Source organism: Kitasatospora sp. NPDC058063, assembly GCF_042885395.1.
In the GTDB taxonomy this organism is placed as follows: domain Bacteria; phylum Actinomycetota; class Actinomycetes; order Streptomycetales; family Streptomycetaceae; genus Kitasatospora; species Kitasatospora lactacystinica.
The window spans coordinates 42926-67953 of the sequence record NZ_JBHVSD010000018.1; the positions used below are offsets into that span (position 1 = coordinate 42926).

Annotated in this window: 25 protein-coding genes; 10 read left to right on the top strand and 15 right to left on the bottom strand. The window is 75.0% G+C overall.

The features are described 5' to 3' along the window. Window positions 1-42: 42 nt before the first annotated feature. Window positions 43-897, top strand: coding sequence for a helix-turn-helix domain-containing protein (locus tag ACFVUY_RS27940; RefSeq protein WP_387688375.1), 855 nt, complete (start codon window positions 43-45; stop codon window positions 895-897). Window positions 898-965: 68 nt separating this feature from the next. On the opposite strand, the gene ACFVUY_RS27945 is transcribed toward ACFVUY_RS27940, so the two are convergent. Then, the gene (locus ACFVUY_RS27945; protein ID WP_387734397.1) at window positions 966-1844 is read right to left on the bottom strand and encodes a CHAD domain-containing protein; all 879 of its coding nucleotides are present in this window, start codon (window positions 1842-1844) and stop codon (window positions 966-968) included. 219 nt (window positions 1845-2063) lie between these two features. Between ACFVUY_RS27945 and ACFVUY_RS27950 the strand changes: the two genes are divergently transcribed. The 3 genes from ACFVUY_RS27950 (at window position 2064) to ACFVUY_RS27960 (ending at window position 4463) form a co-directional block, all read left to right on the top strand. Beyond that, the gene (locus tag ACFVUY_RS27950) at window positions 2064-2738 is read left to right on the top strand and encodes a hypothetical protein (RefSeq protein ID WP_387734400.1); all 675 of its coding nucleotides are present in this window, start codon (window positions 2064-2066) and stop codon (window positions 2736-2738) included. 152 nt (window positions 2739-2890) lie between these two features. Beyond that, window positions 2891-3703, top strand: coding sequence for a thioredoxin domain-containing protein (locus tag ACFVUY_RS27955; RefSeq protein ID WP_387734403.1), 813 nt, complete (start codon window positions 2891-2893; stop codon window positions 3701-3703). A 106-nt stretch (window positions 3704-3809) separates the two neighbouring features. After that, window positions 3810-4463, top strand: a complete 654-nt coding sequence (locus tag ACFVUY_RS27960) for a vitamin K epoxide reductase family protein (RefSeq protein ID WP_387734406.1) — start codon at window positions 3810-3812, stop codon at window positions 4461-4463. A 7-nt stretch (window positions 4464-4470) separates the two neighbouring features. Here ACFVUY_RS27960 and ACFVUY_RS27965 read toward each other — a convergent pair whose 3' ends face one another. From ACFVUY_RS27965 to ACFVUY_RS27980, 4 genes are all read right to left on the bottom strand, one after another. Further along, on the bottom strand, window positions 4471-4971 hold the full coding sequence (locus ACFVUY_RS27965) for an NUDIX domain-containing protein (RefSeq protein WP_387734408.1): 501 nt from the start codon (window positions 4969-4971) through the stop codon (window positions 4471-4473). Window positions 4972-5046: 75 nt separating this feature from the next. Then, entirely contained in the window at window positions 5047-6153 is a 1107-nt protein-coding gene (locus ACFVUY_RS27970) for a serine hydrolase domain-containing protein (RefSeq protein WP_387734410.1), read from the bottom strand. A gap of 48 nt (window positions 6154-6201) precedes the next feature. Beyond that, a complete protein-coding gene (locus tag ACFVUY_RS27975; protein ID WP_387734413.1) occupies window positions 6202-6717 on the bottom strand; it encodes a GNAT family N-acetyltransferase in 516 nt (171 codons plus the stop codon). Window positions 6718-6740: 23 nt separating this feature from the next. Continuing rightward, window positions 6741-7157: an ankyrin repeat domain-containing protein gene (locus ACFVUY_RS27980; RefSeq protein ID WP_387734415.1), complete on the bottom strand. Its 417-nt coding sequence runs from the start codon at window positions 7155-7157 to the stop codon at window positions 6741-6743. A gap of 396 nt (window positions 7158-7553) precedes the next feature. On the opposite strand from ACFVUY_RS27980, the gene ACFVUY_RS27985 reads away from it, so the two are divergent. The 3 genes from ACFVUY_RS27985 (at window position 7554) to ACFVUY_RS27995 (ending at window position 10164) form a co-directional block, all read left to right on the top strand. Then, window positions 7554-7748, top strand: coding sequence for a hypothetical protein (locus tag ACFVUY_RS27985; RefSeq protein ID WP_359827363.1), 195 nt, complete (start codon window positions 7554-7556; stop codon window positions 7746-7748). Between the two features lie 110 nt (window positions 7749-7858). After that, window positions 7859-9466, top strand: a complete 1608-nt coding sequence (locus tag ACFVUY_RS27990; protein WP_387688392.1) for a hypothetical protein — start codon at window positions 7859-7861, stop codon at window positions 9464-9466. Between the two features lie 323 nt (window positions 9467-9789). Then, window positions 9790-10164, top strand: coding sequence for an RNA polymerase-binding protein RbpA (locus ACFVUY_RS27995; RefSeq protein WP_049655293.1), 375 nt, complete (start codon window positions 9790-9792; stop codon window positions 10162-10164). A 182-nt stretch (window positions 10165-10346) separates the two neighbouring features. Here the strand turns inward: ACFVUY_RS27995 and fxsA are convergent, their stop codons facing one another. The 5 genes from fxsA to ACFVUY_RS28020 form a co-directional block, all read right to left on the bottom strand. After that, window positions 10347-10925 carry an FxsA family membrane protein gene (gene fxsA, locus ACFVUY_RS28000; RefSeq protein ID WP_387734418.1) on the bottom strand — a complete coding sequence of 193 codons (579 nt, stop codon included), beginning with the start codon at window positions 10923-10925 and terminating at the stop codon, window positions 10347-10349. A gap of 125 nt (window positions 10926-11050) precedes the next feature. Then, complete coding sequence (lnt, locus tag ACFVUY_RS28005; RefSeq protein ID WP_387734421.1) at window positions 11051-12649, bottom strand: apolipoprotein N-acyltransferase; 1599 nt, start codon at window positions 12647-12649, stop codon at window positions 11051-11053. A gap of 95 nt (window positions 12650-12744) precedes the next feature. Next, complete coding sequence (locus ACFVUY_RS28010) at window positions 12745-13197, bottom strand: N-acetyltransferase (protein ID WP_387734423.1); 453 nt, start codon at window positions 13195-13197, stop codon at window positions 12745-12747. Between the two features lie 98 nt (window positions 13198-13295). After that, a complete protein-coding gene (locus tag ACFVUY_RS28015) occupies window positions 13296-14903 on the bottom strand; it encodes an amidohydrolase (protein ID WP_387734426.1) in 1608 nt (535 codons plus the stop codon). Between the two features lie 31 nt (window positions 14904-14934). Continuing rightward, a complete protein-coding gene (locus tag ACFVUY_RS28020; protein WP_030243361.1) occupies window positions 14935-15375 on the bottom strand; it encodes an Lrp/AsnC family transcriptional regulator in 441 nt (146 codons plus the stop codon). Between the two features lie 229 nt (window positions 15376-15604). Between ACFVUY_RS28020 and ACFVUY_RS28025 the strand changes: the two genes are divergently transcribed. Further along, window positions 15605-16126, top strand: a complete 522-nt coding sequence (locus tag ACFVUY_RS28025; RefSeq protein ID WP_387688403.1) for a hypothetical protein — start codon at window positions 15605-15607, stop codon at window positions 16124-16126. A 113-nt stretch (window positions 16127-16239) separates the two neighbouring features. Here the strand turns inward: ACFVUY_RS28025 and ACFVUY_RS28030 are convergent, their stop codons facing one another. Beyond that, entirely contained in the window at window positions 16240-17403 is a 1164-nt protein-coding gene (locus ACFVUY_RS28030; RefSeq protein ID WP_387734428.1) for an acyl-CoA dehydrogenase family protein, read from the bottom strand. Window positions 17404-17613: 210 nt separating this feature from the next. Between ACFVUY_RS28030 and ACFVUY_RS28035 the strand changes: the two genes are divergently transcribed. Both ACFVUY_RS28035 and ACFVUY_RS28040 read left to right on the top strand, forming a co-directional pair. Beyond that, window positions 17614-18270 carry a uridine kinase gene (locus tag ACFVUY_RS28035; protein WP_387734431.1) on the top strand — a complete coding sequence of 219 codons (657 nt, stop codon included), beginning with the start codon at window positions 17614-17616 and terminating at the stop codon, window positions 18268-18270. Window positions 18271-18660: 390 nt separating this feature from the next. Beyond that, the gene (locus ACFVUY_RS28040; RefSeq protein WP_387688752.1) at window positions 18661-20727 is read left to right on the top strand and encodes an AAA family ATPase; all 2067 of its coding nucleotides are present in this window, start codon (window positions 18661-18663) and stop codon (window positions 20725-20727) included. Window positions 20728-20797: 70 nt separating this feature from the next. Here ACFVUY_RS28040 and ACFVUY_RS28045 read toward each other — a convergent pair whose 3' ends face one another. The 4 genes from ACFVUY_RS28045 to ACFVUY_RS28060 form a co-directional block, all read right to left on the bottom strand. Then, on the bottom strand, window positions 20798-21784 hold the full coding sequence (locus tag ACFVUY_RS28045; protein ID WP_387734434.1) for an NAD-dependent epimerase/dehydratase family protein: 987 nt from the start codon (window positions 21782-21784) through the stop codon (window positions 20798-20800). 109 nt (window positions 21785-21893) lie between these two features. Then, window positions 21894-22940, bottom strand: coding sequence for a hemolysin family protein (locus ACFVUY_RS28050; RefSeq protein WP_387734437.1), 1047 nt, complete (start codon window positions 22938-22940; stop codon window positions 21894-21896). Continuing rightward, window positions 22937-24280, bottom strand: coding sequence for a hemolysin family protein (locus ACFVUY_RS28055; RefSeq protein WP_387688411.1), 1344 nt, complete (start codon window positions 24278-24280; stop codon window positions 22937-22939). The genes ACFVUY_RS28050 and ACFVUY_RS28055 overlap by 4 nt, the downstream gene beginning before the upstream one ends. 224 nt (window positions 24281-24504) lie before the next feature. Continuing rightward, window positions 24505-24945: a PH domain-containing protein gene (locus tag ACFVUY_RS28060; RefSeq protein ID WP_359898675.1), complete on the bottom strand. Its 441-nt coding sequence runs from the start codon at window positions 24943-24945 to the stop codon at window positions 24505-24507. Window positions 24946-25028: the final 83 nt, after the last annotated feature.

Sequence of the window (25028 nt, forward strand, 5' to 3'; positions counted from 1 at the left end):
AGGTCCTGGCTGTCCCGGGCGAGCTGTGGCAGCCTGACGCGCATGCCCGAGACCCCGCTGGGCGCCTTCCTCCGCGCCCGCCGCGCCCGACTCGCGCCCGCCGACGCCGGCCTGCCCGCCTCCGGACGCCGCCGTACCCCCGGACTGCGCCGCGAGGAGGTCGCCGCCCGCGCCGGGATCTCGGCCGACTACTACGCCCGCCTGGAACAGGGCCGCCAGCGGGTGCCGACCGGCCCGGTCCTCGACGGCCTCGCCGAGGCCCTGCAACTGACCGCCCCCGAGCGCGGCTACCTGCACCGGCTGGCCGCCCGCCCGCACCGCCCGGCCCCGCCGCCCGCCGAAGCCCCGGCGCTCCCCGCGACCACCCTCGCCCTGCTGGACACCCTGGACGCCGCGCCCGCCTTCGTCACCGGCCCCACCTTCGACCTGCTGGCCTGGAACCGGCCCGCCGCCCTGCTGCTGGCCGGGCCGGAACGACGGCCGGCCCGTGAACGGAACCTGCTCTGGCAGGTGTTCTGCTGCCCGTACCGGGACCGCTCGCAGGGCAACACGGCCGCCGAGGGCTCGATCGGCGCCGACCTGGTCGCCTCACTGCGCGCCCAGCACGCCGACCGTCCCCGCGACCGCGCCCTGCTCGCCCTGGTCCACCGGCTGTCGGCCGACAGCCCCGTCTTCGCCGAGCTCTGGGACCGCCACCGCGCCGCCCCGCCCCGCCCCGGCCGCCTCCACGTCCGCCACCCGGCCCTCGCCGCCACCGTCCTCGACTACACCGTCCTGCCCCTCCCCGAGGACGGCCGCCACCTCTTCGCCTTCCTCGCCCCGCCCGACAGCCCCACCCGGCACGCCTTCGCGGCGGCCGGCGGGGACCGGCCCCGGACCGCCGCCGCCCCGGGGTAGCCGCCGCCCCGGGGGTGGCCGCGACTCTTCGCGCACCCGGCGGCGAGCGGAGATCCGCGGGACACGCCCTACCCGAACCGGGCCAGCTTCCGCTCGCCCGCCCGCCGCCAGACGTCCGGCAGCCGCCGCCGGGCGGCCTCGGCCGACGCCAGCTGACGCCCGTACAGGGCGCCGTACCCGAACGGCTCGCCACCGGTGACCGCGTGGGTCGCGAGGGCGGTCGCGGCCACCACGGCGTCCTGGTGCTCGCCCAGCACCTCCTGGACGGCCTTCATCCGCTTCGCGTAGCGCTCGGCCCGGGCGCCGGCCGCCGGGGCGGCGGCCTCGCCGGCGTAGCGGGCGCGCTTGGCCGCCTTGCGGGCCTCGTGGAGCGCGCGGGTCCGCTCGTCGGGGGCGGCGGCAAGGGCCGCCCCGACCCGCCCGGCCGTACGCCGCTGCTCGCGGGCGGCGATGCGGGAGAGCTCCGGGACGGCGCTGCGGGCGGCACGCCGGCGCAGCGGCGGGTCCGCGAGGAAGCCGGCGAGAGCCTCGCCGAGCGCCCGGCGGCGGGGGCTGTCCAGGGCGGCGACCACCTCGGGCCAGATGGCGCGGTACTCGGCCTCGCCCCACCGGTCCAGCGCTGCGGCGACCCGCTGCGGGCCGCACCCGGCGGGCAGCTCGCGGGCCTCGGCGGCCAGCCGTGCGGCCAGCACCTCGCGGTCCCGCGCCCTGCCCAGGACGCCGCCGAGCCAGCGCAGCTCCGAGACCAGTTCGTCGGTCGCTCCGGGGGCGACCAGCCGCCGGAAAGTCTGCAGGGCGCTGCGCAGCCGCCGGCAGGCGACCCGCATCCGGTGCACGGCGTCCGGCTCGTCCGCCCGGACGGCGTCGTCCAGGCCGGCCAGCACTGCCGCCTGCGCCTCCAGGCGGGCCAGCAGCACCTGCCCCACCGTGGTGTCGGGTCTCGCCATGGACGCTCGCCCCCTCGTCGGGTCAGCGGGAACGCCTTCCAGGCTAATCCGCGTCGGGCCGCTGTCGACCGCGCGGCAGCCGGGCGGGCGACCCCGCGGGCGGCCCGGCCCGCCGTCGAGCCCGCTGTCGAACCCCGCAGGCTACTGATCGCGCGTCAGCCGGACCAGGGACCTACGGGCCCTCGTGCCGGATGCGAGCGCCATGACATACTCCGGAGCGTGACGACCTCCTCCCGTGCGACCAGGGCCCTGCGGGCCGCGGTGTTCACCGCGCTCGCCGTGCCGATGGCCGCGTTGGGCCAGGTCGTCATCACGGGCCGCCCGCTGCCGCTGTCGCTGGTGGCCTCGGCCGGTGCCGTCGTCTTCCTGGTCGCGGCCGTCCTGGCCGGCGGGGAACGGCGGATGCTGCACATCTCCGGCGTGATGGTGCCGGTCGAGCTGCTGCTCAACACCACGTTCAACCTGGGCCAGGCCGGCTGTTCGCCGGTGCTGGCCGGTCAGGTGCCCGCCCGCGGGGTGAACCTGCTGGTCTGCGGCGGCGGGTCGGTGGACGGCTCGCTGCTGAGCGGCCCGCTGGGCCACGCCGGGCAGTTGGCCCCCGCCGCGACCCAGCTGCTGCTCCTGCTGGTGCACGTGGTAATCGCCCTCGCCGCCTCGGCCTGGCTGCGGATGGGCGACGCCGCCCTGTCCGGCCTGGCCCGGGCGCTGTGCGCGCTGCGCGAGTCGCTGGCCGGCCCGCTGCGCGCTCTGGTCGTCCTGCTGCTCCCCGCGCCGGTGCGTCCGGTGCTGCGGGTGCCGCTGCCGGTGTCGGACCGTGCCCGGCCGCGCCGCGAGGACGTGGTGCTGAGCCCGGCGCCCCGGCGCGGCCCGCCCGCCTTCGCGCCTGCCTGCTGATCACCGTCCCGATCTGATCACCCCCGTACCCGGCCGGACGGCCCCGGTACGCCCGCAGGCAGTGCGCACGACTCCCGCGTTCACCGACCCCGCCGCACCCGGTGCGGCTCCCCGCGCGCACCCGCGCGCCGCGTACAGGAGTTGACTTCCCCATGGCTCAGGCCCCCAGCAAGCAGCAGGCCAAGCGCATCAGTGCCCGTGAGCGGATCCAGGAGGCGCAGCGCCGCGAGCAGCAGGCCGCCAAGCGCCGTCAGCGGATCGTCGTGACGGTCTCCGCGGTCGTCGTGCTGGCCCTCGCGGGCGGTGTCGCCGTCGCGATCAACTCGGCCTCGGACAAGAACGACAAGTCCTCCGCCGCCGCGTCGGCCCCGCTGGTCACCCCCGCCAACGCCTCCGGCCCGAACGGCACGGTGATCACCTACGGCAAGGCCGACGCCCCGCACACCATGGAGATCTACGAGGACTTCCGCTGCCCGGTCTGCAAGCACTTCGAGGTGGCCAACGGCGAGACCGTCAAGAAGCTCACCGAGGACGGCCGGATCAAGGTGGAGTTCCACCTGGCGGCGTTCCTGGACAAGAACCTCGGCGGCAAGGGCTCGCGCACCGCGCTGGCCGCGGCCGGCGCCGCGCTGAACGAGGGCGTGGACCAGTTCAAGGCGTTCCACGACGTGCTGTACGCCAACCAGCCGGACGAGCGCGAGGACGGCTTCGGCGACGTCGACCACATCCTGGACCTGGCCGGCCAGGTGCCCGGGCTGAAGACGGACGCCTTCGTGAAGGCGGTGACCGACAAGACCTATGCCCCGTGGGCGGCCAAGGTCTCCGACGCGTTCAACGGCAGCGGGGTGACCGGCACGCCGACCGTCAAGGTGGACGGCAAGCAGATCACCCTGTTCGCCGGCAACGCCGTGGTCCCGCCGGAGCAGTTCACCGCGCAGGTGAAGCAGGCCGCCGGCCTCCAGTAGGCCGCGCCTCCGCCCCCGCGCACCCCCGCACCGTACGGCACCACCCGGCCCGGCCGAACTCCCGGCCGGGCCGGCTCCTCCCAGCCAGCCACCGGAGTGTGCTGTCATGACCGCCGCTACCACCGTGCACCCGTCCCGCTCCGCTTCCGACTCCGCCGCCGCCCGGGCCCCGATCGGCGCGAGCCGGGCCTACGCCCTGCTGCTGTTCCTGGGCGGCCTGGTCGGGCTGGCCGCCTCGGCCGTCCTGACCTTCGACAAGCTCCGCATCCTGGAGAACCCCTCCTACGTCCCCAGCTGCAACATCAACCCGATCATCAGCTGCGGTTCGGTGATGCGCACCGAGCAGGCGGAGGTCTTCGGCTTCCCGAACCCGCTGCTCGGGCTGGCCGCCTTCGGCGCGCTGACGGCGATCGGCGCGGGGCTGCTCGCCGGTGCCGGGTACCGGCGCTGGTTCTGGCTGGGCCTGAACGCGGGCACCGCGCTGGGCGTGGTGTTCGCGCACTGGCTGATCTACCAGGCGCTGTACGACATCGGCGCGCTGTGCCCGTACTGCATGGTGGTGTGGGCCACGGTGGTGGTGCTGTTCTGGTACACGACGCTGCACAACCTGCGCACGGGCGTGATCCCGGCGGGCCCGCGGGCGGGGGTGGTCGTCCGGGAGGCGGCGCGCTACCACTGGGCGCTGCCGGTGCTGTGGGCGGCGGTGATCGCGCTGCTGGTCCTCAACCGGTTCTGGTCCTACTGGAGCACGCTGCTCTGACCGCCCGTCACCCCACGTACCCGTCCGAGTGCAGCAGTGCGGCGGCGCCGGTCCGCCGGGCCTCCAGGGCCGCGGTGAGCCGGCGCGCCGCACCGGGCTGCAGCAGGACGGCGGCCCGGGCCGGGGTGACCCAGCCGTGGTCGGCGACCTCCTCGGCCTGCGCCCGGACCGCCGTGCCGTCCGCGACCGTCCCGCCGTCGAACATGAACTGCACGGCGGGGTGGGCGTGTTCGCCCTGGTCGGGGATCGAGTCGCGCCACTCCACGACGAGCAGCCGCAGCGGCCCGGCCAACAGCCCGGTCTCCTCGTACAGTTCGCGGGCCGCGCACTCGGCGGGCCCCTCCTCCCGGTCCATCCCGCCGCCGGGGAACTGCCACTGGTCGCGGTAGCTGGCTTTCAGCAGCAGGACCCGGCCCGCCCCGTCGGTGAGCAGGACGCTGCAGCCGACGTAGGCGCGCACCATCCCGGCGAGCCACTCCTCCTCCGAGAGTGCCCAGGTGTCCGTCATCGCGCCTCCTCCGCCGGGTTCCCGTCCTCGCGGCCACTCTGCCGTGATCGCGGCCCCGGGAAAGCCGGTCGGCTCCTAATCCACCCGAATGAGTGCCGGTGGGGACGCCTGCCCGAACACGGCCCGCCGGAAGGCGTTGCGCAGGTCGGTGAGCTGCTGGATCCCCCGGTCGTAGTGCACCTTGTTGGTGAGCAGCAGGGCCCAGCGGCCGAGCCTGCGGGAGACCCAGAAGCCGGTGCCGGTGAAGCCGTAGTGGACGAAGGTGCCCTCGGCCGGGTCGGTGCCGGGAGCGTGCAGCCAGGACAGGCCGCGGGCGGGGGCGAGGCCGCCGGTGTGCTCGCGCAGCGATTCGTCTATCCACGGCTCGCCCCAGGGCGCCCCGGGCGGCGGGGCGAGCAGCGCGGTGAGGAAGCGGGCGAGGTCGCGGGCGGTGGAGAAGGCCCCGGCGTTGCCGGAGACCCCGCCGAGCAGCCGGGCGGAGGGGTCGTGGACGACGCCGCACAGGTGGGTGCCGGCGCCCTCCTCGTACTCGGTGGGCGCGGTGCGGGCGGCGAGCGCGCCGCCGAGCGGGCCGTACCGGGTGTCGGTCATGCCGAGCGGCCCCCAGACCCAGCGCGCGGCGAGCTCGTCCAGCGGCGCGCCGCCGAGGTCCTCGACCAGGTGGGCGAGCAGGACGGCGGCGCGGTCGGTGTACTCGACGGCCGTGCCCGGCGGGCGGTGCAGCGGGGCGGCGAGCACTCCGGCCCGGATCGCCGCGGGGTCGCGTCCGTAGAGCTGCTCGAAGCGGGTGTACGGGAGCATCCCCGCGGTGTGGGCGAGGAGTTGACGGACCGTCACCTCGCCGGCGGGGTGTCCGGCGGCCGGCGGCCACCAGCGGCCGAGCGGCTCGTCCAGCGGGAGCCGCCCGGATTGCCGCAGCACCCCCGCGCAGGGCCAGAGTGCGACGACCTTGGTGAGGCTGGCGAGGTCGTACAGCGTGTCGGGCCCGGGCCGCAGCCGCGCGTACGGCCCCTGCCCGAGCACACCGTGGCTGCCGCCGCCGAGTGTGCCGCCGGCGTCGCCGACGGCCCAGACGGCTCCCGCCCCGACGGTGCGCGCGCCCTCCCCGACCAGCCGGTCCAGCTCCCCGCCGGGCGCGGCCGGGTCGGGGAGCCGGTCGGCTCCGGGTGCTCGGTGACTCATCCGTCTCCCCCTTCGGGCCGACGGGAGCCTTCCCCGCGCAGCGGTCGCTCAGACCGCCGCGGCCAGCTCCTTGCCGAGGCAGATGCTCTGCGCGTGCTCCTTGTAGATGCCGAACTTCCGGATCGCGTCGTAGCCCTCGGACCGGTACAGCGCGACGGCCTCGGGCTGCTCGGTGCCGGTCTCCAGGATGAAGCGGGTCCGCCCGGCCTCGATCGCGGTCCGCTCCAGGCGGCCCAGCACCGCGCGGGCCAGGCCGCGGCCGCGGGCCGCGGGGACCACGAACATCCGCTTCAGCTCCGCGTCGCCGTCGCGCAGGCCGTCCGGGCCGGCCTGCTTGGCCCGCCAGCCGCCGCAGGCGACCGGACGGCCGTCCAGGTAGGCGATCATGAACAGGCCGGCCGGCGCCTCGAAGTCCTCGGGGCGCATGACGGTCTCGTCCGGGTCGCCGTAGCGGCGCACGTACTCCTGCTGCACCTCGGCCGACAGGGTCTGGGCGTCGGGGTGGGCGTAGCCGGTGATGCGGAACTCGACGGTGCCGGTGTCCCGGGCGGTGCTGGTGCTCATGTCGAAAAGCCTACGATCCCCGCTCAGCGGGCCTCGAACCGGGCGACCAGGTCGTCCTTGCCGAACATCCGGGCGGTGTCCACGGCGCTCGGGGCGCCGGCCCGCGGGTCGGCGCCGCCGGCCAGCAGGACGTCCAGCACGTCCGTGGCGCCCTTGAAGACGGCCCCGGCCAGCGGGGTCTGCCCGTGGTCGTTGGCGAGGTTCGGGTCGGCGCCGTACCGGAGCAGCTCCGCCACCGTCGCGGCGTGGCCGTGGTACGCGGCGAGCATCACCAGGGTGTCGCCGCGGCCGTTGGTGAGGTCGGCCGGGGCCCCGGCGTCCAGGTAGGCGGACAGGGTCTCGGTCTCCCCGGCCCGGGCGGCGTCGAAGAGCTTCCCGGCGAGCGCGGTCACCTCGGCGTCGGGGGCGTCGGCGGGCTGCTGGCTGGCGGCGTCGGTCATGGCGGGCGGCCTTTCCGGTCGGGTCGTCGGGCGGTCTCGGGGCTGCGCCCAGGGCACGGTAGCGGTCGGCGCCGGAACGGGCCAGCGGGCGTCCGGAATCCGGATGACGGCCCGCGCCCGCCACGACACACGGCCGCGCGCGTTGCGCAGCCATTCGAGCGAACTTCCCGGACCCCCCGGAAACTTCCCGCCCTCCGCCCGGGAATGCCTCGGCACATCGAATCCCCTCGGCGCCCGGCCCCACCCCGGCCGGGCCGCATACCGCCACCCGGCCACCGGAACGGTATTGGACGGCAGAACCACCCATTTGCACCGTTCCATCATCTATTACTTTTTGTCACGATTGGTGCACTTTCTGTAACGCCCCTGCTTGTCCCCCTTCCTGAGGAGCGGAACGTGATCCTCTCGATTTCCGGCATCGTCCTGTTCGGCACCATCGCCTTTCTCTTCTTCCGCCGGGACGGACTAAAGGTCTCCCACGCCATCGTCTGCGCCCTCTTCGGCTTCTACATCGCGGGCTCCTCGATCGCACCGAGCATCACCGCGGGCGGCGCGAGCCTCGCCAGCCTGCTCAGCGGCATCAAGTTCTGACCGCGTCCAGATCTCCTCCGTACCGGCCCGGGCGCGGATCCCACCGCCCCGGGCCCCGTCGTTGCCCACCCCCGCCACCCCACCCGTCCCGCCGTTCGGGGAGTCAAGGAATGCCGCTCCACCGCCACCTCACCAAGGGCCGCACGATCGCCCGGACCGCCGGGGACCACGCCTCCGACATGTTCGCCCCGCTCTCCGTGATCGGCCGCGGCCTGCGCCACCACGTGGACTGGGCCAAGTCCCGCTGGCAGGCCACCCCCAAGGACCGCCGCGGGCCGACGCTGTTCCTGACCGCCGCCCTGCTGATCGGCGTCTACCTGCTGCCGCACGGCCTGCTGTTCGCCCTGATCACCCTGATGGCCAGCGCCGCCTGGGCCGGCCGGACCCCCAGGGCGACGCCCGCACCGCCCGCCCCGGACGTCGCCGACGTCAAGCTCGCCGCCCTCTACTCGGCGCTCACCCCGTACCTGTGCGGACCCGAGGACGCCAACCCGCTGTACCACTTCGAGGGCAGCCACAAGAACGCCTTCAGCGCGTGGGACTTCGACGGCGAGGGCCGGCTCTCCCGGCTGGAGATGACCTACCCCGCCTACTTCACCGACACCGAGCCGGCCGCCCGGGCCCGGATCGAGCAGGTCGTCCAGGGCAAGGCCGGCCGGGCCCGCGAGTACCGCTTCGACTGGGACGAGGAGTCCAACCGGCTGCGGATCACCGCCCTCGCCCCGCTGGCCGCCGACATCGCCGCCCAGCGCTTCGTGGCGGCCCCCGGCGAGATCGTGCTGGGCTTCACCGACGAGGACGGCACCGCCCGGACCATCCCGGTCGTCCGGGGCGGCACCACCGTCCAGCAGCCGCCGGTGGTCTGGCGCACCGGCCCGCGCTCCGCCGAGCCGCACCTGCTGGTGCTCGGCGTCACCGGCTACGGCACCTCCAGCCTGCTGCGCTCGGTGGCGCTCCAGGCCCTCCCGTACGCCGACCTGGTGGTGGTCGACGGTGCGGGCACCGGCGAGCACGCCTGCCTGGTGAACCGGCCCGGCGTGCACACCGTGGAGACCAGCCTGCACGGCGCGCTGGCCGCCCTGGACTGGGCCGTCGGCGAGACCGAGCGCAGGCTCGCCGCGCTCAACGCCGCCCGGCACGCCGGAACCGCCCCGCCCGAGGACGTCACCCGGCCGCTGTGGCTGCTGCTGGACCACCCGACCGAGCTGAGCGAGCTCGCCCGGGCCGAGGGCCGCCCCGACCCGCAGGACCTCCTGGAGCTCCCGCTGCGCCACGGCCGGGCCGCCCGGGTCACCGTGGTGGTCGCCGACGACCTGGAGGCCCGGGACCGGATCACCGCCACCGTCCGCGCCACCACCCGGGCCCGCGTGGTGCTCGGCCCGGCCGGCCCGGACGAGGGGCGCGAAGCGCTCGGCGCGCCGCTGGACATCGTGCCCGCCGCCCGCGCCCCGATCGGGCGCGGCTACGCCCGGATCGGCAACGGCGCCCCGGTCCGGCTCCAGGTGCCCGCCACCGTCGATCCGCTGGACGACGAGGCCCCGGCCGCGCTGCGGGACGCGGTGATCGCCCTGCTGCCGCACCGGGACACCCGCACCGAGGCGGCCGCCGCCGAGCCGCCGCGCCCGGACCGCCCGCCGGTGGTGCCCGCGGCCGATCCGGCCCGTCCGGTCGACCTGGCCAAGGGCGAGCCGATGATCCGTTCACGGCCGATCTCCTGACGGCCGGGCCGGGCCGCCTCCCCGGGCCGCCTCCCCGGCCGGTTCTCGGCTCCCGGCAGGGGTCGGCGCCCGGCTCCGAATCCCGTCCCGGTACGCTCGTCACGGAAAGTCCGCTCGATCACCAGATGTGAAATAGGTGACACCTGGGGTGATATCACCGGCCAGATGTGACAAATCGGGCGCGGGTGGGTACAAACAGGGGCGGCACTACAAGACGACGCATGTCCCGGGACGGGAATCTTCGTCGGAAGCCGAGCGTTGACCGAACGACGAAGAACAGCGACCACTAGTCCTGTGGGCCATAAGCCCGGGAGGCACGATTCATGAGCGAGCGAGCTCTCCGCGGCACGCGACTCGGGGCCACTAGCTACGAGACCGACCGTGGTATCGATCTGGCTCCCCGCCAGACCGTCGAGTACGCATGTCAGAACGGACACCGTTTCGAGGTTCCTTTCTCGGTCGAGGCGGAGATCCCCGCGACCTGGGAATGCCGCTTCTGCGGCCAGGAGGCGGCACTTCTCGACGGCGACGAGCCGGAGGAGAAGAAGATCAAGCCGACGCGCACCCATTGGGACATGCTGATGGAGCGCCGGACGCGCGAGGAGTTGGAGGAGGTGCTGGCCGAACGGCTGGCCGTGCTCCGCTCCGGTGGGATGAACCTCGCGGTGCACCCGCGAGACACCCGTAAGAGCGCCTGACACCTCTCTCCCGCCCCGAGCGGGAGGACGCGAAAAGGGACCCTGGTCACCAGGGTCCCTTTCGCGTTGTCCGGCGCCGCGCCCGCCTTCCCGGAGCCGTCCGCCGGGCCGTGCCGTGCACGCGAGGAGCCCCCGGGGGCGGGTTCTCCGTACCCCCGGGGGCTCCCGTCGGAACGGGCGGGTCAGCCGGCGATCGGCGGGCGGTAGGTGGTGTCCGGGCCCTGCGGGCCGCGCGGACCGGCCTCCGGGTCCACGACCTCGCCCTGGATCACCTTGCCGTCCGGGCGGTGGATGCGCAGCTGCTCCTGCAGCCGCATCGCGTCCGCGAACGGGTCGGCGCCGGCCACCGAGGCGCTGCGCAGCGCCTTGTCCGCGACCCGGCGGCCGAGCACCCGCCACAGGGCCCGGGTGGGCGGGAGGAGCAGGGTCAGGGCCAGCAGGTCGGACAGGAAGCCGGGGACGATCAGCAGCAGGCCGCCCAGCACGGTCATGCTGGTGCCGGTCTGCGGCTGCTGGGACTGCGGGTTCTTGCTCTGCTCGATCGCCGCCGACAGCGCCTTCAGCCCGGCCCGCTTGATCAGCGAGCCGCCGATCAGGACGCCCGCGACGAGCAGCAGCACGACGGTGAAGCCGCCCAGCCAGGAGCCGACCTGGACCAGCAGCCAGATCTCCAGCACCAGCCAGGCGGTGATCAGCAGCGGCAGCACCCGGCGGAGCCTGCTGCGCGGGGCCGGACGGGTGGGGGTAGCTTGCTGGGTCACGGTACGAATCCACTCCAAGCGGTGCTCTGCGCGCCGCACGGGAGGTCCGGGCCGGCTACGGCACCACCTGCTCCAACGATTCCCGCGCCGCCGGTGTTCCGGCGGCCGGGCCCGGGTGGCGCGCCCTACGCCTTCCGGCGCCGTCCGGCCAGCAGGGCCGCGCCGCAGGCCAGCAGGCCGCCGACGGCCAGCGTCCACTCCGGGGCGGCGCCGACCCGGTCGGCGACGGTGGTGCCGTCGCGCAGCGGGACGGTCGCCGACAGCTCGGCCGCGGTCAGCTCCTCGGTGCGCTGCTGGACGCTGCCGTCCGGGGCGATCACCGCGCTGATGCCGCTGGTGGCGGCGATCAGCACCGCCCGGCCGTGCTCGACGGCCCGCAGCCGGCTCATCGCCAGCTGCTGCTCGGGCTGCCCGGTCTTCGCGTAGGTCGCATTGTTGGTCTGGACGACCAGGACCCGGGCGCCGCTGTCCACGGTGTCGCGGACGATCTCGTCGTACGCGACCTCGAAGCAGATCACGTCGCCGATCCTGGCCGGGCCGAGCTGCATCACGCCGTTGTGGTCGCCGGGGTAGAAGTCCCGGGCGACCCGCTGGAGGCGGGTGATCACCGTCATCAGCTGGGCGCGGAAGGGCACGTACTCGCCGAACGGGACGGGGTGCTGCTTGGTGTAGGAGGCGCCGGGGCCGGTGACCGGGTCCCAGACGATGCCCTCGTTCTGGACGTGCTGCGCGTCCGGGCCGTCCACCAGGGTGCCGACCAGGGTCGGCACCCCGACCGCCTTGACCGCCTGGTCGATCCGCTGGCGGGCCAGCGGATCGCTGAACGGGTCGAGGTCGGAGGAGTTCTCCGGCCAGATCACGATGTCGGGGCGCTCGACCTTGCCGGCCCTGATGTCGGCGGCGAGCCGCTCGGTGGCCGAGGCGTGGTTGTTGAGGACCATCATCGGGCGGCCCAGGAAGTCCATGCCCGGGTTGGGCACGTTGCCCTGGACGATGGCGACCTTGACGGTGTCGTCGGCGGCCGTGGGCACCGGGACGAGGTAGCCGGCCAGCAGCGCGGCCACCGCGCCGAGCGCCGCCAGCGCGGCCGCCCTCGGGGCCCTGCCGGGCCCGCGCACCCGCAGCGCGGCCCAGCCCAGCAGGGCGCCGCAGAGGGCGACCGCGAAGGTCACCAGCGGTGCGCCGCCGAGCGCGGCCAGCGGGGTGAACGGGCTGGCGGTGTTGGCGAAGGCGAGCCGGCCCCAGGGGAAGCCGCCGAGCGGCAGCCGGTCGCGGGCCCACTCCTGGGTGACCCACAGGCAGGCCGCCCAGAGCGGCCACCCCGGCAGCCGGGAGGTGACGGCCAGGGCGCCGCCCAGCAGGGCCAGGAACAGCGCCTCCACGACGGACAGGCCGATCGTGGCGTCCCAGCCGACCACCCGCAGCCAGCTGAGCAGCATCAGGAAGAACGGCAGGCCGAACGCGAAGCCGGTCCACAGGCCCTGGCGGAAGGTGCGGCCCCGGGTCAGCAGCGAGAGCGCGGCGACCCCGAGCAGCGACAGCGGCCACAGGTCGTACGGCGGGAAGGCGAGGGCCAGCAGCAGGCCGGCCAGGACGGCGAGGCCGGTGCGCGGGAGCCCGGCGCGGATCCTGGCGAGCGCGCGGGCTCCGCGGCTCGGTCGGGGCGCCGGCTCCTGCGGCTCGGGTACGGCCTCGGGCCGTTCCTGGGTGACGGGAGTGGCCACCGGCGCACCATCTTCCTGGGGCTTGCTGTTCGGACGCTGTGCGAAGAAGGTACCCCGGAACGTCGGTGGCCCGTGCGGTGAGGGTGACGGCGGGGTCAGCGCGGGGCGTAGCGGAAATCCCGCAACGGCCAGTGCCCGGTGAGCCAGTCGGAGACGGCGCGGTGCAGCGGCGCGTCCAGGTGGGCGCGGTCGGCCCGGACCCAGGAGCTGACCGAGACCACCGAGGGGTCCTCGCGGTCCGGGTAGATGTAGACGCAGCCGATCACCTCGTCGCGGTCCGGCTCCAGGACGGTGTAGGTGAAGCCGGTGCGGGCCTCGAAGTCGGCGGCGTGGCGGCGCAGGTCGTCGAGGTTGCGCTCCGGGGGCATTCCGTCGGCGGGCGGCCAGCCGCGGCCGGCCCAGCCGGGGGTGGCGCGGATGTGGTCGATGCTGCTCGTCCAGGCGGCGTGGTCGGAGGCGTTGTGCCGCTCGCCCAGGGGCTCCAGGCGGAACTCCGGGGCGAGCAGCTCGCGCGGGACGGTGAAGTCGGCGGGCACCGGTTCGGTCATGCCGATCAACCTAGGGCGTGTCTGACAATTCCCGCCGGGTTCGCGACGCGAATGGTCAGACACGCCCTTGGGCGTGCCCGCCCGACGTTCCACGGGGATTACCGCTGGTGCACCGTGCGGCCGCGGACCACGGTGCGCAGGCAGGTGGGCAGCGGGTGGCCCGGGGTGAGGTCGGGCAGCCCGGGGGTGCCCGAGCGCGGGTCGGTGGACCAGCCCGCCACCCGGGAGTCGGGGGCCTGGACGACCAGCTCGCCGGCCGCCCAGATCGCGTAGCTGGCGACGGCACCGGGGACGAGCACGCCGTCCTGGTCGCGGCCGATCGCGCGCCAGCCGCCGCGGGTGTGGGCGGTGAAGGCCGCGCGGACCGAGATCCGGTGCTCCGGGGTCCGGTGGAAGGCGGCCGCGCGGACGGTGCCCCAGGGGTCGAGCGGGGTGACCGGGGCGTCCGAGCCGAAGGCCAGCGGGACGCCGGCCCGCAGCAGCGCGGCGAAGGGGTTGAGGGCGGCCGCCCGCTCGGCGCCCAGGCGCTGGACGTACATGCCCTCCGGGCCGCCCCAGGCGGCGTCGAAGGCGGGCTGGACGGAGGCGGTCAGGCCGAGTTCGGCGAAGGCGGCGACGGCCTTGTCGTCCAGGGCCTCGGCGTGCTCGACGCGGTGGCGCAGGGCCTTGACCCGGGCGGCGCCGACCCGGGCGCCGGCCTCCCGGACGCCGTCGAGGACCGCCGTGACCGCCGCGTCGCCGATGGCGTGGAACCCGGCCTGGATCCCGGCCTCGGTGCAGGCGGCGACGTGGTCGGCGACCTGCTCGGCGGTCAGGTAGGCGGTGCCGGTGTGCTCCGCGTCCTCGTACGGGGCGTGCAGGCAGGCGGTGTGCGAGCCGAGCGCGCCGTCCACGAAGAGGTCGCCTCCGGCGCCCACCGCACCGAGCCTGCGGGCGGTGTCGACACCGCCCAACTCGCCCCAGTAGCCGAAGACTTCGGGCCCCTCACCCTCGGCGGCCAGGGCCAGCAGGGCGGCCAGGTCGGCCTCCGAGGAGATCTCCGGGCCGGCGCACTCGTGCAGGGCGCCGATGCCGAGTTCGGCGGCGCGGGCCAGGGTGGCGCGCTGGGCCCGGCGGCGCTGCCCGGGGGTGAGGCGGGCCAGCGCGGTCTGCCGCACGGCGTGGTGGGCGTCCTTGGTGAGCGGGCCCTCGGGGTCGAAGCCGGGCGCCCCGGCCAGGCCCTCGGTGAGGGTGCGCAGCGCGGTGGTGGCGAGCGCGGAGTGCACGTCGGTGCGGGAGAGGTAGAGCGCGGCGCCACGGGCGGCGGCGTCGAGTTCGGCGAGCGTGGGCGGGCGGCCCTCGGGCCAGCCGGTCTCGTCCCAGCCGTGGCCGATCAGCACCCCGCCGGGCTCGGGCCGGGCGTCGACGAAGGCGGTGACGGCGGCCAGGGCGGCGGCCAGCGAGGGGCTGCCGGTGAGGTCGAGGCCGGTGAGCGCCAGGCCGGTGGCGGTGGCGTGCACGTGGGCGTCCACGAAGGCGGGGGTGACCAGGGCGCCGTCCAGCTCGACGATCTCGTCGACGGTCGCGGCGTACGCCTCGGCGGCGCCGTCGCTGCCGACCCAGGCGACGTGCCCGCCTTCCACGAGCATCGCGGTGGCGAAGGGGTCGGCGGGGCTGTAGACGGCGCCGCCGCGCAGCAGGACGGTCCAGGAGGTGCGTTCGGTCATGCCGCCAAGTCTGCACCCCACCGGTTCGCGGTCAGAGCTTCGGGGGGCGTGCCTCGTACGGGGTGGACAGGACGACGGTGGTGCGGGTGGAGACGCCGGCGGCGCTGCGGATGCGCGCGAGCAGGTCCTCCAGGTCGCCGGGGGCGCCGACGCGGACCTTGAGGATGTAGTTCTCGTCGCCGGCGACGCTGTGGCAGGCCTCGATCTCGGGCAGGCCGGCCAGCCGCTCGGGGGTGTCGTCCGGGGCGCTCGGGTCGAAGGGTTTGACCGAGATGAACGCGGTCAGCGCCAGGTCGACGGAGTCGGGGTCGATGATCGCGGTGTAGCCGCGGATCACCCCGCGCTGTTCGAGGCGGCGCACCCGCTGGTGCACCGCCGAGGTGGACAGGCCGGTGGCCTTGCCCAGGTCCGTGTAGCTCATCCGGCCGTCCTCGAGGAGCAGCTGGACGATGCGTTGGTCGAGATCCTCCACAGTGCGCAAACCTACCCGGTCGGGAGCACGGGGGGCGCACGCGGTGGCACGGGACGGGTTCGCAGGTGCCGGGCGGGCACATGCCGGGCGAATGTGGCATCCGGTGTGGCCAAGGACACACCCGGTGCATCACGGTGCACGGGACCGCAGGATTATGAGTCCGGATCACAGGGAAGTGCTGGTTGTGGCCCTGGACGACCACGCCGGGCCCGATCCTAGGGGGATCCTCATGCCTGCTACCGACCAGCGTGTGCTGGGCTCCGACGAGACCGACGATATGGCCGACCGCGAGGACCTCGCGGTCGGCCACCTGCCGGGCACCGACCCCGGCGAGGCGGAGACCTGGGACATCTTCCGGGTCGACTGCCCCGAGTGCCGCCGCCCGATCGCCCTGGTGGCGGACGAGGAGCGGCTGCCGCAACACGCGCTGCTGCCGACCGCCTGGAACCCCTTCTCCCCCGCGATCTGCCCGGGTTCGGGCACGCCGACGGACGACCTGGCCGAGGTCGAGGCCCAGGAGGACGCCGAACCGGCCGGCTTCGACGCGCTGTTCAAGCTTCCGAGCGGGCTGGACTGGCGCACCCAGCCGTTCTCGCACGCCGTCGCGCACTGCCCGGTACGGCTCGCCGCGGTCCCCGAGGCCGCCCCGGTGGCGCCCGCCGTCCCGGCCGTCGCGGCGCTGCGGGCCGCCATCCCGGAGCAGCGCCGCCGTCGTCCGGCGCTGACCGGCCGCACCGCCAAGGCGAGCTGACGCTCCGCCGGGAACGCCTCCGGCCGTCACTCCGCACCCTGGAGTGACGGCCGGAGGCCGTACGGGGGGATCGGGGCGGTCCGGCGGCTCCCCCGCCGGACGGCCCCCGGGCGTCAGCCCTTGGTGAGGTGGCGCCCGATCACCAGGCGCTGGATCTGGTTGGTGCCCTCGACGATCTGCAGCACCTTGGCCTCGCGCATGTAGCGCTCGGCCGGGAAGTCCTGGGTGTAGCCGTAGCCGCCGAGCACCTGGACGGCGTCGGTGGCCACCCGCATCGCCGCGTCGGTGCAGAACAGCTTCGCCATCGCCGCCTCCTTGGAGAACGGCCGGCCGGCGTCCCGCAGCCGGGCGGCGGACAGGTAGAGCGAGCGCCCGGCCTCGATCTGGGTGGCCATGTCGGCGAGCATGAAGGACAGGCCCTGGAACTCGGCGATCGGGCGGCCGAACTGGCGCCGGGTGCGGGCGTAGTCGACCGCGAGGTCGAGCGCGGCCTGGGCCACGCCTATCGCGCAGGCGGCGATGCCGAGGCGGCCGGAGTCCAGCGCGGCGAGCGCGATCTGGAAGCCCTGCCCCTCCTCGCCGATCAGCCGCTCGCTCGGGACGCGCGCGCCGTCGAAGTGCAGCTGCGCGGTCGGCGAGGAGCGCATGCCCATCTTGTGCTCCGGCGGGGCCGCGGACAGGCCCTGCTGGGTGCCGGGGACCAGCAGGCAGCTGATGCCCTTGGGGCCGTCGACGCCGGTGCGCACCAGGGCGCTGTAGAAGTCGGCCTGGCCGCCGTGGGTGATCCAGGCCTTGGTGCCGTTCACCACGTACGCCTCGCCGTCGAGGTCGGCGCGGGTGCGCAGCGCGGCCGCGTCCGAGCCGGACTGCGGCTCGGAGAGGCAGTAGGCGCCGAGCTGCTCGCCGGAGAGCATGGCGGGCAGCCACGCGTCGCGCTGCTCGTCGGTGCCGAAGGTGGCCAGCGCGTGGCAGGAGAGGGTGTGCACGCTGACGCCGAGGCCGATGGCCAGCCAGCCGGCCGCGAGCTCCTCCAGCACCTGCAGGTACACCTCGTAGGGCTGTTCGCCGCCGCCGTACTTCTCGTCGTACGGGAGGGAGAGCAGGCCGGCGTCGCCGAGGGTGCGGAAGACGTCGCGTGGGAAGCGGTCGGCGGCCTCGTCCTCCGCCGCACGCGGCTGGAGCTCGCGCTGGACCAGGTCGCGGGTGAGGCTCAGCAGCTCGCGGGCCTCCTCGCTCGGCAGCTGGCGCTCCACGGCTTTCACAGGGGAGGGGGTCATGGCGGTGGTCGCCTCCTCGATCGGGCGCCGGACCGAGGTGTCGGCTGACCCGGCGGGGTGCGGCTTGTCGGACCGACCGGCACCGGGTTGCGGTGAACGGCCGTTCACAGTCGTGGCGAAGGCGAGTATGCCCGAAACCCGCGCTGCCGTCACGACCTGCACAGATGAACTGTCCGCAGTGGCGGGCTACGGCACCGTAGGGTTGACGTTGTGGCTGCATTCGAACCCTTCCCGCCCCCGCTCCGGCCCGCTCCGGAGGACCTGCCGGCCGCGCTCGCGGCGGAGCTGCGCGCGCTGCCGCCCTCCTGCGGGCCGGTGCGGCTGGTCGCGGTGGACGGGCACGCGGGGTCCGGCAAGACCACCTTCGCCGGACGGCTGGCGGCGGCGCTCGGCGGGGCCCCGGTGGTCCACCTCGACGACCTGGCCACCCACCGCGAGCCGTTCGGGTGGACCGGACGGCTGCGCGGGCAGGTGCTGGAGCCGCTGGCGGCCGGGCGGGACGCCGAGTACCGGGTGTACGACTGGACGCTGCGCCGCTTCGCGGGCACGGCCGCGGTGCCGGCCGCCCCGGTGGTGCTGGTCGAGGGGGTCGGCGCGGGCCGGCGGGCGGTGCGGCCGTGGCTGGCCCGGGTGATCTGGATGGAGCTGGACGCCGCTTCGGCCCGGCGGCGCGGGGAGGAGCGGGACGGTCCGGAACTGGCCGAGTTCTGGGCGGGCTGGGCCCGGGCCGAATCGGCGCATTTCGCCGCCGATCCGAGCCGTCCGTACGCCGCGACGCGGGTCGACGGGGTGACCGGCCGGATCGCCCCGGGCACCGTCGGTGAAACTTCAACCACCGCCTTGACCTGCGACATCGCCAGGATCTAGGTTCTCCTCAGCCGCCGGAACGAAAGCTTCCGGTTGCCTCGGACCCGGCGCCCCCGGCTTGTTCCCCCGTGAGCCGGGGACGCCGTCCGGTCCCCTTCCGAAACTCGCTCCCCGGCAGCCCGTTTCGTCGCCCGGCCGCTCAACGGCCGCTCGTGCGATCGCATTTGACCCTGTTCGGCACCCTTCCGGATCAGCGCCGCGCCGGTACGATTCCTGGCAGGCGCAGATGCGCCGCAAGGGGGTCGACGACCACCGGCCAGGCTAGGCGCAGGCAACCCGCCGGCCGAGCCCCGGGCCGCACCGCGGGGGGCGTGAGTGACGACGGTGGACAGTTCCGACAGCACGGCGGGCGGGCCCGACCGGCTCGCCGACCGCGCCTGGCTGCGCGCCATGGACGCCTACACGGCCGGTGCGTACACCCGGGCCGAGGAGGAGTTCCGGGCCGCCGTCCGGCTGGACCCGGGCATGGCCGACGCCTGGCTCGGACTGCACGCGCTGCGCAGCGACACCTCGGCCGCGCTGCTGGCCATGTACCGCCACCAGAAGCGGTTCGGCGAACAGCGGCGGCTGCACCGACGGCCGCTCAGTTCCTGGTACTGGCTGGGCTGGTGGGTGCAGCCGGTGCTGGAGGACGCCCGCGACCTCGCGCTGGCGCACGCCTCGCACTGGCTGGACGGCCGCCACCTGGCCGAGCTGGACCGGGCGCTGGAACAGTGCCCGGCGCCCGGCGAGGACCCCTGCGCCCGCTTCCTGTACGCCTGCCGGTCCTACCTGCTCAAGGACTGGGAGCAGCTGATCAGGGACACCGACCGCCTGCTGGACGACCCGCTGCTCGGCATCGAGGCCGGGCTGTTCGCCGGCATGGCGCGGGTGCGCCTCGACATGTGCGCCCAGGCTCAGGCGCCGCTGGCCGTATCGCTGGCCCGCTGCCGCTCCGAACAGCCCCAGCGCAAGGAACTGCGGTACTGGCTGGCCCGGGCGTACGAGGGCGCCGGACGCAGCGCCGCGGCGCTGCCGCTCTACCGGGCGGTGCACCGGGCGGACCCGGCGTTCATGGACACCGCGACCCGGCTGACGGCCATCGCGGCCGAGGACGCGCTCGCGGACGGACTCATGGACGCAATCGCGGACGGACTGCCGGCCGGCGGGCGCCCGGGAGCGGCCGACGCCGCCCTGCCGGACGCCCCCGGCTTCGACGCCGAGTACCCGGACGAGGCCGGGTTCACCGGGTTGCCCGGGTACGGCGGGTTGCCCGGGTACGGCGAGGAGTTCGGGGACGCGGGCGGGCCGAGCGGGCCGACCGTCTCCGGCGACGGGGTGTCGACCGGCGCCCTGTCCGGCGGCTTCCCGTCGGGCGGCGGGCCCTCGGTGGACGCCGGGCTGGTGGACGCCGGACTGGTGGACGTGCCCCCGGCGGACGGCGCCCTGACCGCCGGCGGCGCCCTGCTGGACGGCGGCGCGGCCGACGGCGCCGCCCAGGCCGCCGGGGAACGCTCCGGCTCGGGCGCGCCGCCGGCCTCCGCCGCGCCCCCGCCGCTGCCCGCCCTCGGCCGGGCACAGCCCCGGACCGCCGCCGTGCCCGAGCCCCGGTCCGCCGGCGACGAACGGGAGCTGGACGCGGCCCTGGCCGAACTCTCGCTGATGGTCGGCCTGGAGCCGGTCAAGCGCCAGGTGCGGGCGCTGTCCGCGCAGTTGAGAATGTCGCGGCTGCGGGCCGAGCAGGGCCTGCCCGTCCAGCCGCCGAAGCGCCACTTCGTCTTCTCCGGCCCCTCGGGCACCGGGAAGACCACCGTGGCCCGCATCCTCGGCCGGGTCTTCCACGCCCTCGGGCTGCTCTCCGGCGACCACCTGGTGGAGGCCCAACGCGCCGACCTGGTGGGCGAGTTCCTCGGCCAGACCGCCGTGAAGGCGAACGAGCTGATCGACTCCGCGCTGGACGGCGTGCTCTTCATCGACGAGGCGTACAGCCTCTCCAACTCCGGCTACACCAAGGGCGACGCGTACGGCGACGAGGCACTCCAGGTGCTGCTCAAGCGTGCCGAGGACAACCGCGACCGGCTGGTGGTGATCCTGGCGGGCTACCCCGAGGGCATGAACCGGCTGCTCGCCACCAACCCCGGCCTCAACTCCCGCTTCACCACCCGGGTCGACTTCCCCAGCTACCGCCCGGGCGAACTGACCGCGATCGGCGCCTCGCTGGCCGGCCGGGACGGCGACGGCTGGGACGAGGACGCCGCCGAGGAGCTGGCCAGCATCTGCGCCCACGTGGTCCGCGAGGGCTGGATCGACGAGCTGGGCAACGGCCGGTTCATCCGCACCCTGTACGAGAAGTCCTGCGCCTACCGGGACCTGCGGCTGTCGCTGCTTCGCGAGCCGCCGGGCCGGGAGGACCTGGCCACCCTGCGGCTGCCGGACCTGGTCCAGGCGTACGGGGAGCTGATCGACGGCCGGAGCTGACCGGCGGGCGGTGCCTGGCAACGGGCGGAGGCCGGCCCCCGCCCGCCCGGGGACCGGCCCGCCCGCCCGTTCAGCCGTTGAGGAGCGCCGCCTCCCGCTCCCGGTCCAGCCCGACCGTGACCCGGTCGGCCCGCCGCGGCGCGCTGCCGCCGATCGACCGCAGCCAGGCCCAGGTGTCCGCCACGGTCTCGGCGACCGGGCGGCAGCGCAGCCCCGCGCCGAGCGCGCGCTCGACCGAGCCGGTGTGCAGGAAGTCGTACAGCTCGCCGGGCGCCAGCCAGATCGGCAGCTCGGTCCACGGCTCGACGCCCGCCGCGAGGATCCGCTCCGGGTCCGTCCAGCGCAGCTCGGCGTCCGAGCCGGTGGCCTGTACGCAGGCCTCCAGCAGCTCGCCCATGGTGGCGTGGCCGGACGGGCCGACCAGGTTGTACGGGCCGGCGAGGCGGGCCGCCGCGGCGTCCAGGGTCCAGGCCGCGAGGTCGCGGACGTCGATGTACTGCAGGGCCAGCCCGCGCGGCCCCGGGGCGAGCACCGGGCCGCCCTCGGCGATCCGGTTGAGCCACCACGGCAGCCGGCCGATGTTCTCGTGCGGGCCGAGGATCAGCCCGGCCCTGGCCAGCAGCGCCCGCCCGCCGAACTCCGCCTCCAGCGCCAGTTCGGCGCCGCGCTTGGCCTCGGCGTAGGGCACCTCGCCGGTGAGGTCCGGGGAGGAGGCGACCACCGGCGCGGCCTCGCCGGCCCCGGCCCGCAGCGGGTAGTCGTACACCGACCGGCTGGAGACGTACGCGTAGTGGCCGACCCGGCCGTTCAGCAGGCGGGCGCTGTCGCGCACCGCCGCGGGGGCCCAGGACCAGGTGTCCACCACGGCGTCCCACTCCCCGGTGCCGAGCGCCGCGAGGCCGCCCTCGGCGGTGCGGTCGCCCAGCAGTGTCCGGACGCCCTCGGGCGCCGGCCGCGTGCCGCGGTTGAGGGCCGTCACCTCCCATCCCCTGGCCAGCGCCTCTTCGGCGACGACCCGTCCGACGAACTCGGTTCCACCCAGCAGGAGAAGTCTCATGCCGACCACCCTGCTCCCAGGGTGGCCGGCATGGAACGGCTGCATGCTCTGGGCGAAATCGCCGGGAGCGAACACGCCGTCAGCGGGGCCCGGACCTGCCGGGCGGGCGTCAGGCCGTGGCGCGGTGGTCCGGGTCGTGCACCTCGCCGACCAGCTCCTCCAGCACGTCCTCCAGCATGACCACGCCGAGCGTGCGCCCGTCCTGGTCCAGCACGGCGGCCAGGTGGCAGGTGGCCCGGCGCATCGCGCCGAGGGCGTCGTCCAGCGGGAGGCTGCCGCGCAGCACCGTGATCGGCCGCCACAGGCGGGCCGGGACGGGCGCCGAGGTGTCCTCCACGTCGAGGACGTCCTTGAGGTGGATGTAGCCGAGGTAGCCGTGGCCGGCCGGGTCGCCGTCGGTGACCGGGAAGCGCGAGAAGCCGGTGCGCAGCGCCAGCTCCTCGACCTCGGCGGCGGTCGCCTTGGTGTCCACGGTGACCAGCTGCTCGGGCTTGAGCAGCACCTCGGTGACCGGGCGGTGGCCCAGCTCCAGCGCGTCCTCCAGGCGCTCCTGGCGGCCCTCGTCGAGCAGCCCGGCGTCCCGGGAGTCCACCAGCAGGTACATCAGCTGCTCGGTGGTGAAGACCGACTCGACCTCGTCCTTGGCGTCCACCCGGAACAGCTTGAGGATGCCGTTGGCGAGGGCGTTCAGCACCCGGATCACCGGGGCGAGCCAGCGGGCCAGCCGGTCCAGCGGCGGGCCGAGCCAGAGCGCGGCCCGCTCCGGGCCGGCCATGGCCATGTTCTTCGGCACCATCTCGCCCATCACCATGTGCAGGAAGACCACGACGGCGAGCGAGATCCCGTACGAGAGCGGGTGCATCAGCGTGGACGGGACGCCGATCGCGTGGAACGGGCCCTCCAGCAGGGAGGCGATGGTCGGCTCGGCGAGGGCGCCGAGGCCCAGCGAGCAGACGGTGATGCCGAGCTGGGCGGCGGCCAGCATCGCGGAGACGTTGGACAGCGCGTGCAGCACGGTGCGGGCGCGCTTGTGCCCGGCCTCGGCGAGCGGTTCGATCTGGCTGCGGCGCACCGACACCACGGCGAACTCGGCGCCGACGAAGAAGGCGTTGCCGAGCAGGAGCAGCAGCGCGACGGCCAGTTGCAGGGCGGTCACCGGCCCTCCTCCCGGTCCTCGTCGAACTGCGCGGGCGCGGTGGTGCGCTCCACCCGGACCTCGGTGGTGCGGTGGCGGTCGACACCGGTGACGGTGAAGCGCCAGCCGGGCAGCTCGGCCTGCTCGCCCACCTCGGGGAGCTTGCCGAGCAGGTCGGAGACCAGACCGGCCAGGGTCTCGTACGGGCCGTCCGGGGCGTTCAGGCCGATCCGCTCCAGCTGGTCGATCCGGGCGCGGCCGTCGGCCTCCCAGACCGGCAGTCCGTTGACCGGCGGCAGCGGGAACAGCTCGGGGTGGTCGTCCGGGTCGTGCTCGTCCTGCACCTCACCGACGATCTCCTCGACGATGTCCTCGACGGTGACGACGCCGGCGGTGCCGCCGTACTCGTCGACCACGATGGCCATCGGCTGCAGGCGGCGCAGCTGGTCGAGCAGCCGCTCGGCGGGCAGCGTCTCGGGCACCAGCAGCGGCGGCGAGGCCAGCTCGCCGACCCGCACCAGGCCGCGCCGGGCGGCCGGGACGGCCAGGGCGTCCTTGAGCGTGACGGTGCCGGTGACCTCGTCCAGGCTGTCGGTGTAGACCGGGAAGCGGGACAGGCCGGTGGCCCGGGTCAGGTTGATGACGTCGGAGGCGGTGGCGTCGCGCTGGAGCGCGGCCACGTCGACGCGCGGGGTCATCACGGACTCCGCGGTCAGCTCGCGCAGGCCCAGGGTCCGGACGAACAGGGTCGCCGACTCCTCGTCTATGGCGCCGGCCTTGGCCGAGTGACGGGCCAGCGAGACCAGCTCGTCCGGGGTGCGGGCGTGCGCCAGCTCCTCCTGCGGCTCGATGCCGAAGGCCCGGACGGTCCGGTCGGCGGCGCCGTTCAGGAAGCTGATCAGCGGGCGGCAGGCGAAGGAGAAGGCCATGTGCGGGGCGGCGACCGCGCGGGCCACCTGGAGCGGGCGGGAGATCGCCCAGTTCTTCGGCACCAGCTCGCCGATCACCATCTGCACGACGGTGGCCAGCACCATGCCGACGATCACGGAGACGCCGCGGGCGGCCGAGTCGGGCACCCCGATGGCGGACATCACGGGTGCGAGCAGGGTGGACAGCGCCGGCTCGGCGAGCATGCCGACCACCAGCGAGGTGACGGTGATGCCGAGCTGGGCACCGGAGAGTTCGAAGGAGAGGTGCCGCAGGGCCCCGGCGACGCGGCGGGACTTGGCGTCGCCCGCCTCGGCGGACCGGTCGACCTCCCCGCGCTCCACGGTCACGAAGGCGAACTCGGCGGCCACGAAGAGGCCATTGGCGAGGATCAGGAGAACGGCCGCGAGCAACAGCAGCCAAGCGGTGATCACAGTGCCGCCTGCCTTCCGGGATCGGGAAGCGAGGCGGCGCAGGTACTACCGGACGGATCGTCCATCGAGGGGGAGTGTCACTCCTCTGGTCGGGTTCGGGCACTCGATTTCGGGCAGGGCGAACTTTGCCCTACTTTTACCAGCGTAGACCATACCCGGATGGGGGTAAGGAGCCTGTTCGGCCCGCCGGGAACGGAGAACCCCCGGTGGGGGCGGGTCCGGACTCAGACCCGGGCGTGCTGCTCGACCAGGTCGCGCAGCGCGCGGGCGTCCGCGATCGCCCGGTCCTTGCCGACGCCGGACTGGATGCCGACCGCGGCGAGCGAGGTGCCGTCGGCGAGGTCGAGGGTGGCCCACGGGTCGCCCTGGCGGAAGTTGACCCGGACGATCTCGGCCCAGGCGAGCCGGCGGCGGCGGACGAAGTTGACCACCGTCACGCCCTCCGCGTCGGCGCTCACCCGGGGGCGGGCCAGCATCAGGCCGACGCCGGCGAACAGGACGCCGCTGGCCATCATCATGATCCGGTCGTTGAGCTGCCAGTTCTCCGGGAGCAGCACGGCCATCGCGGAGAACAGCGCCACCAGCAGCACGCAGACCGGCAGCAGCACGGCGCGGGTGCGGCGCGGCGCCCAGGTGACGGGGAACTGGACGGGCGGCGTGGACACGTGGGGTCTCCGGGGTGGTTCTGGTTGCGGCAGCACGAGGGGCGGGGACGCGGTCGGCGTCCCCGCCCCATTGAACCGTTCTT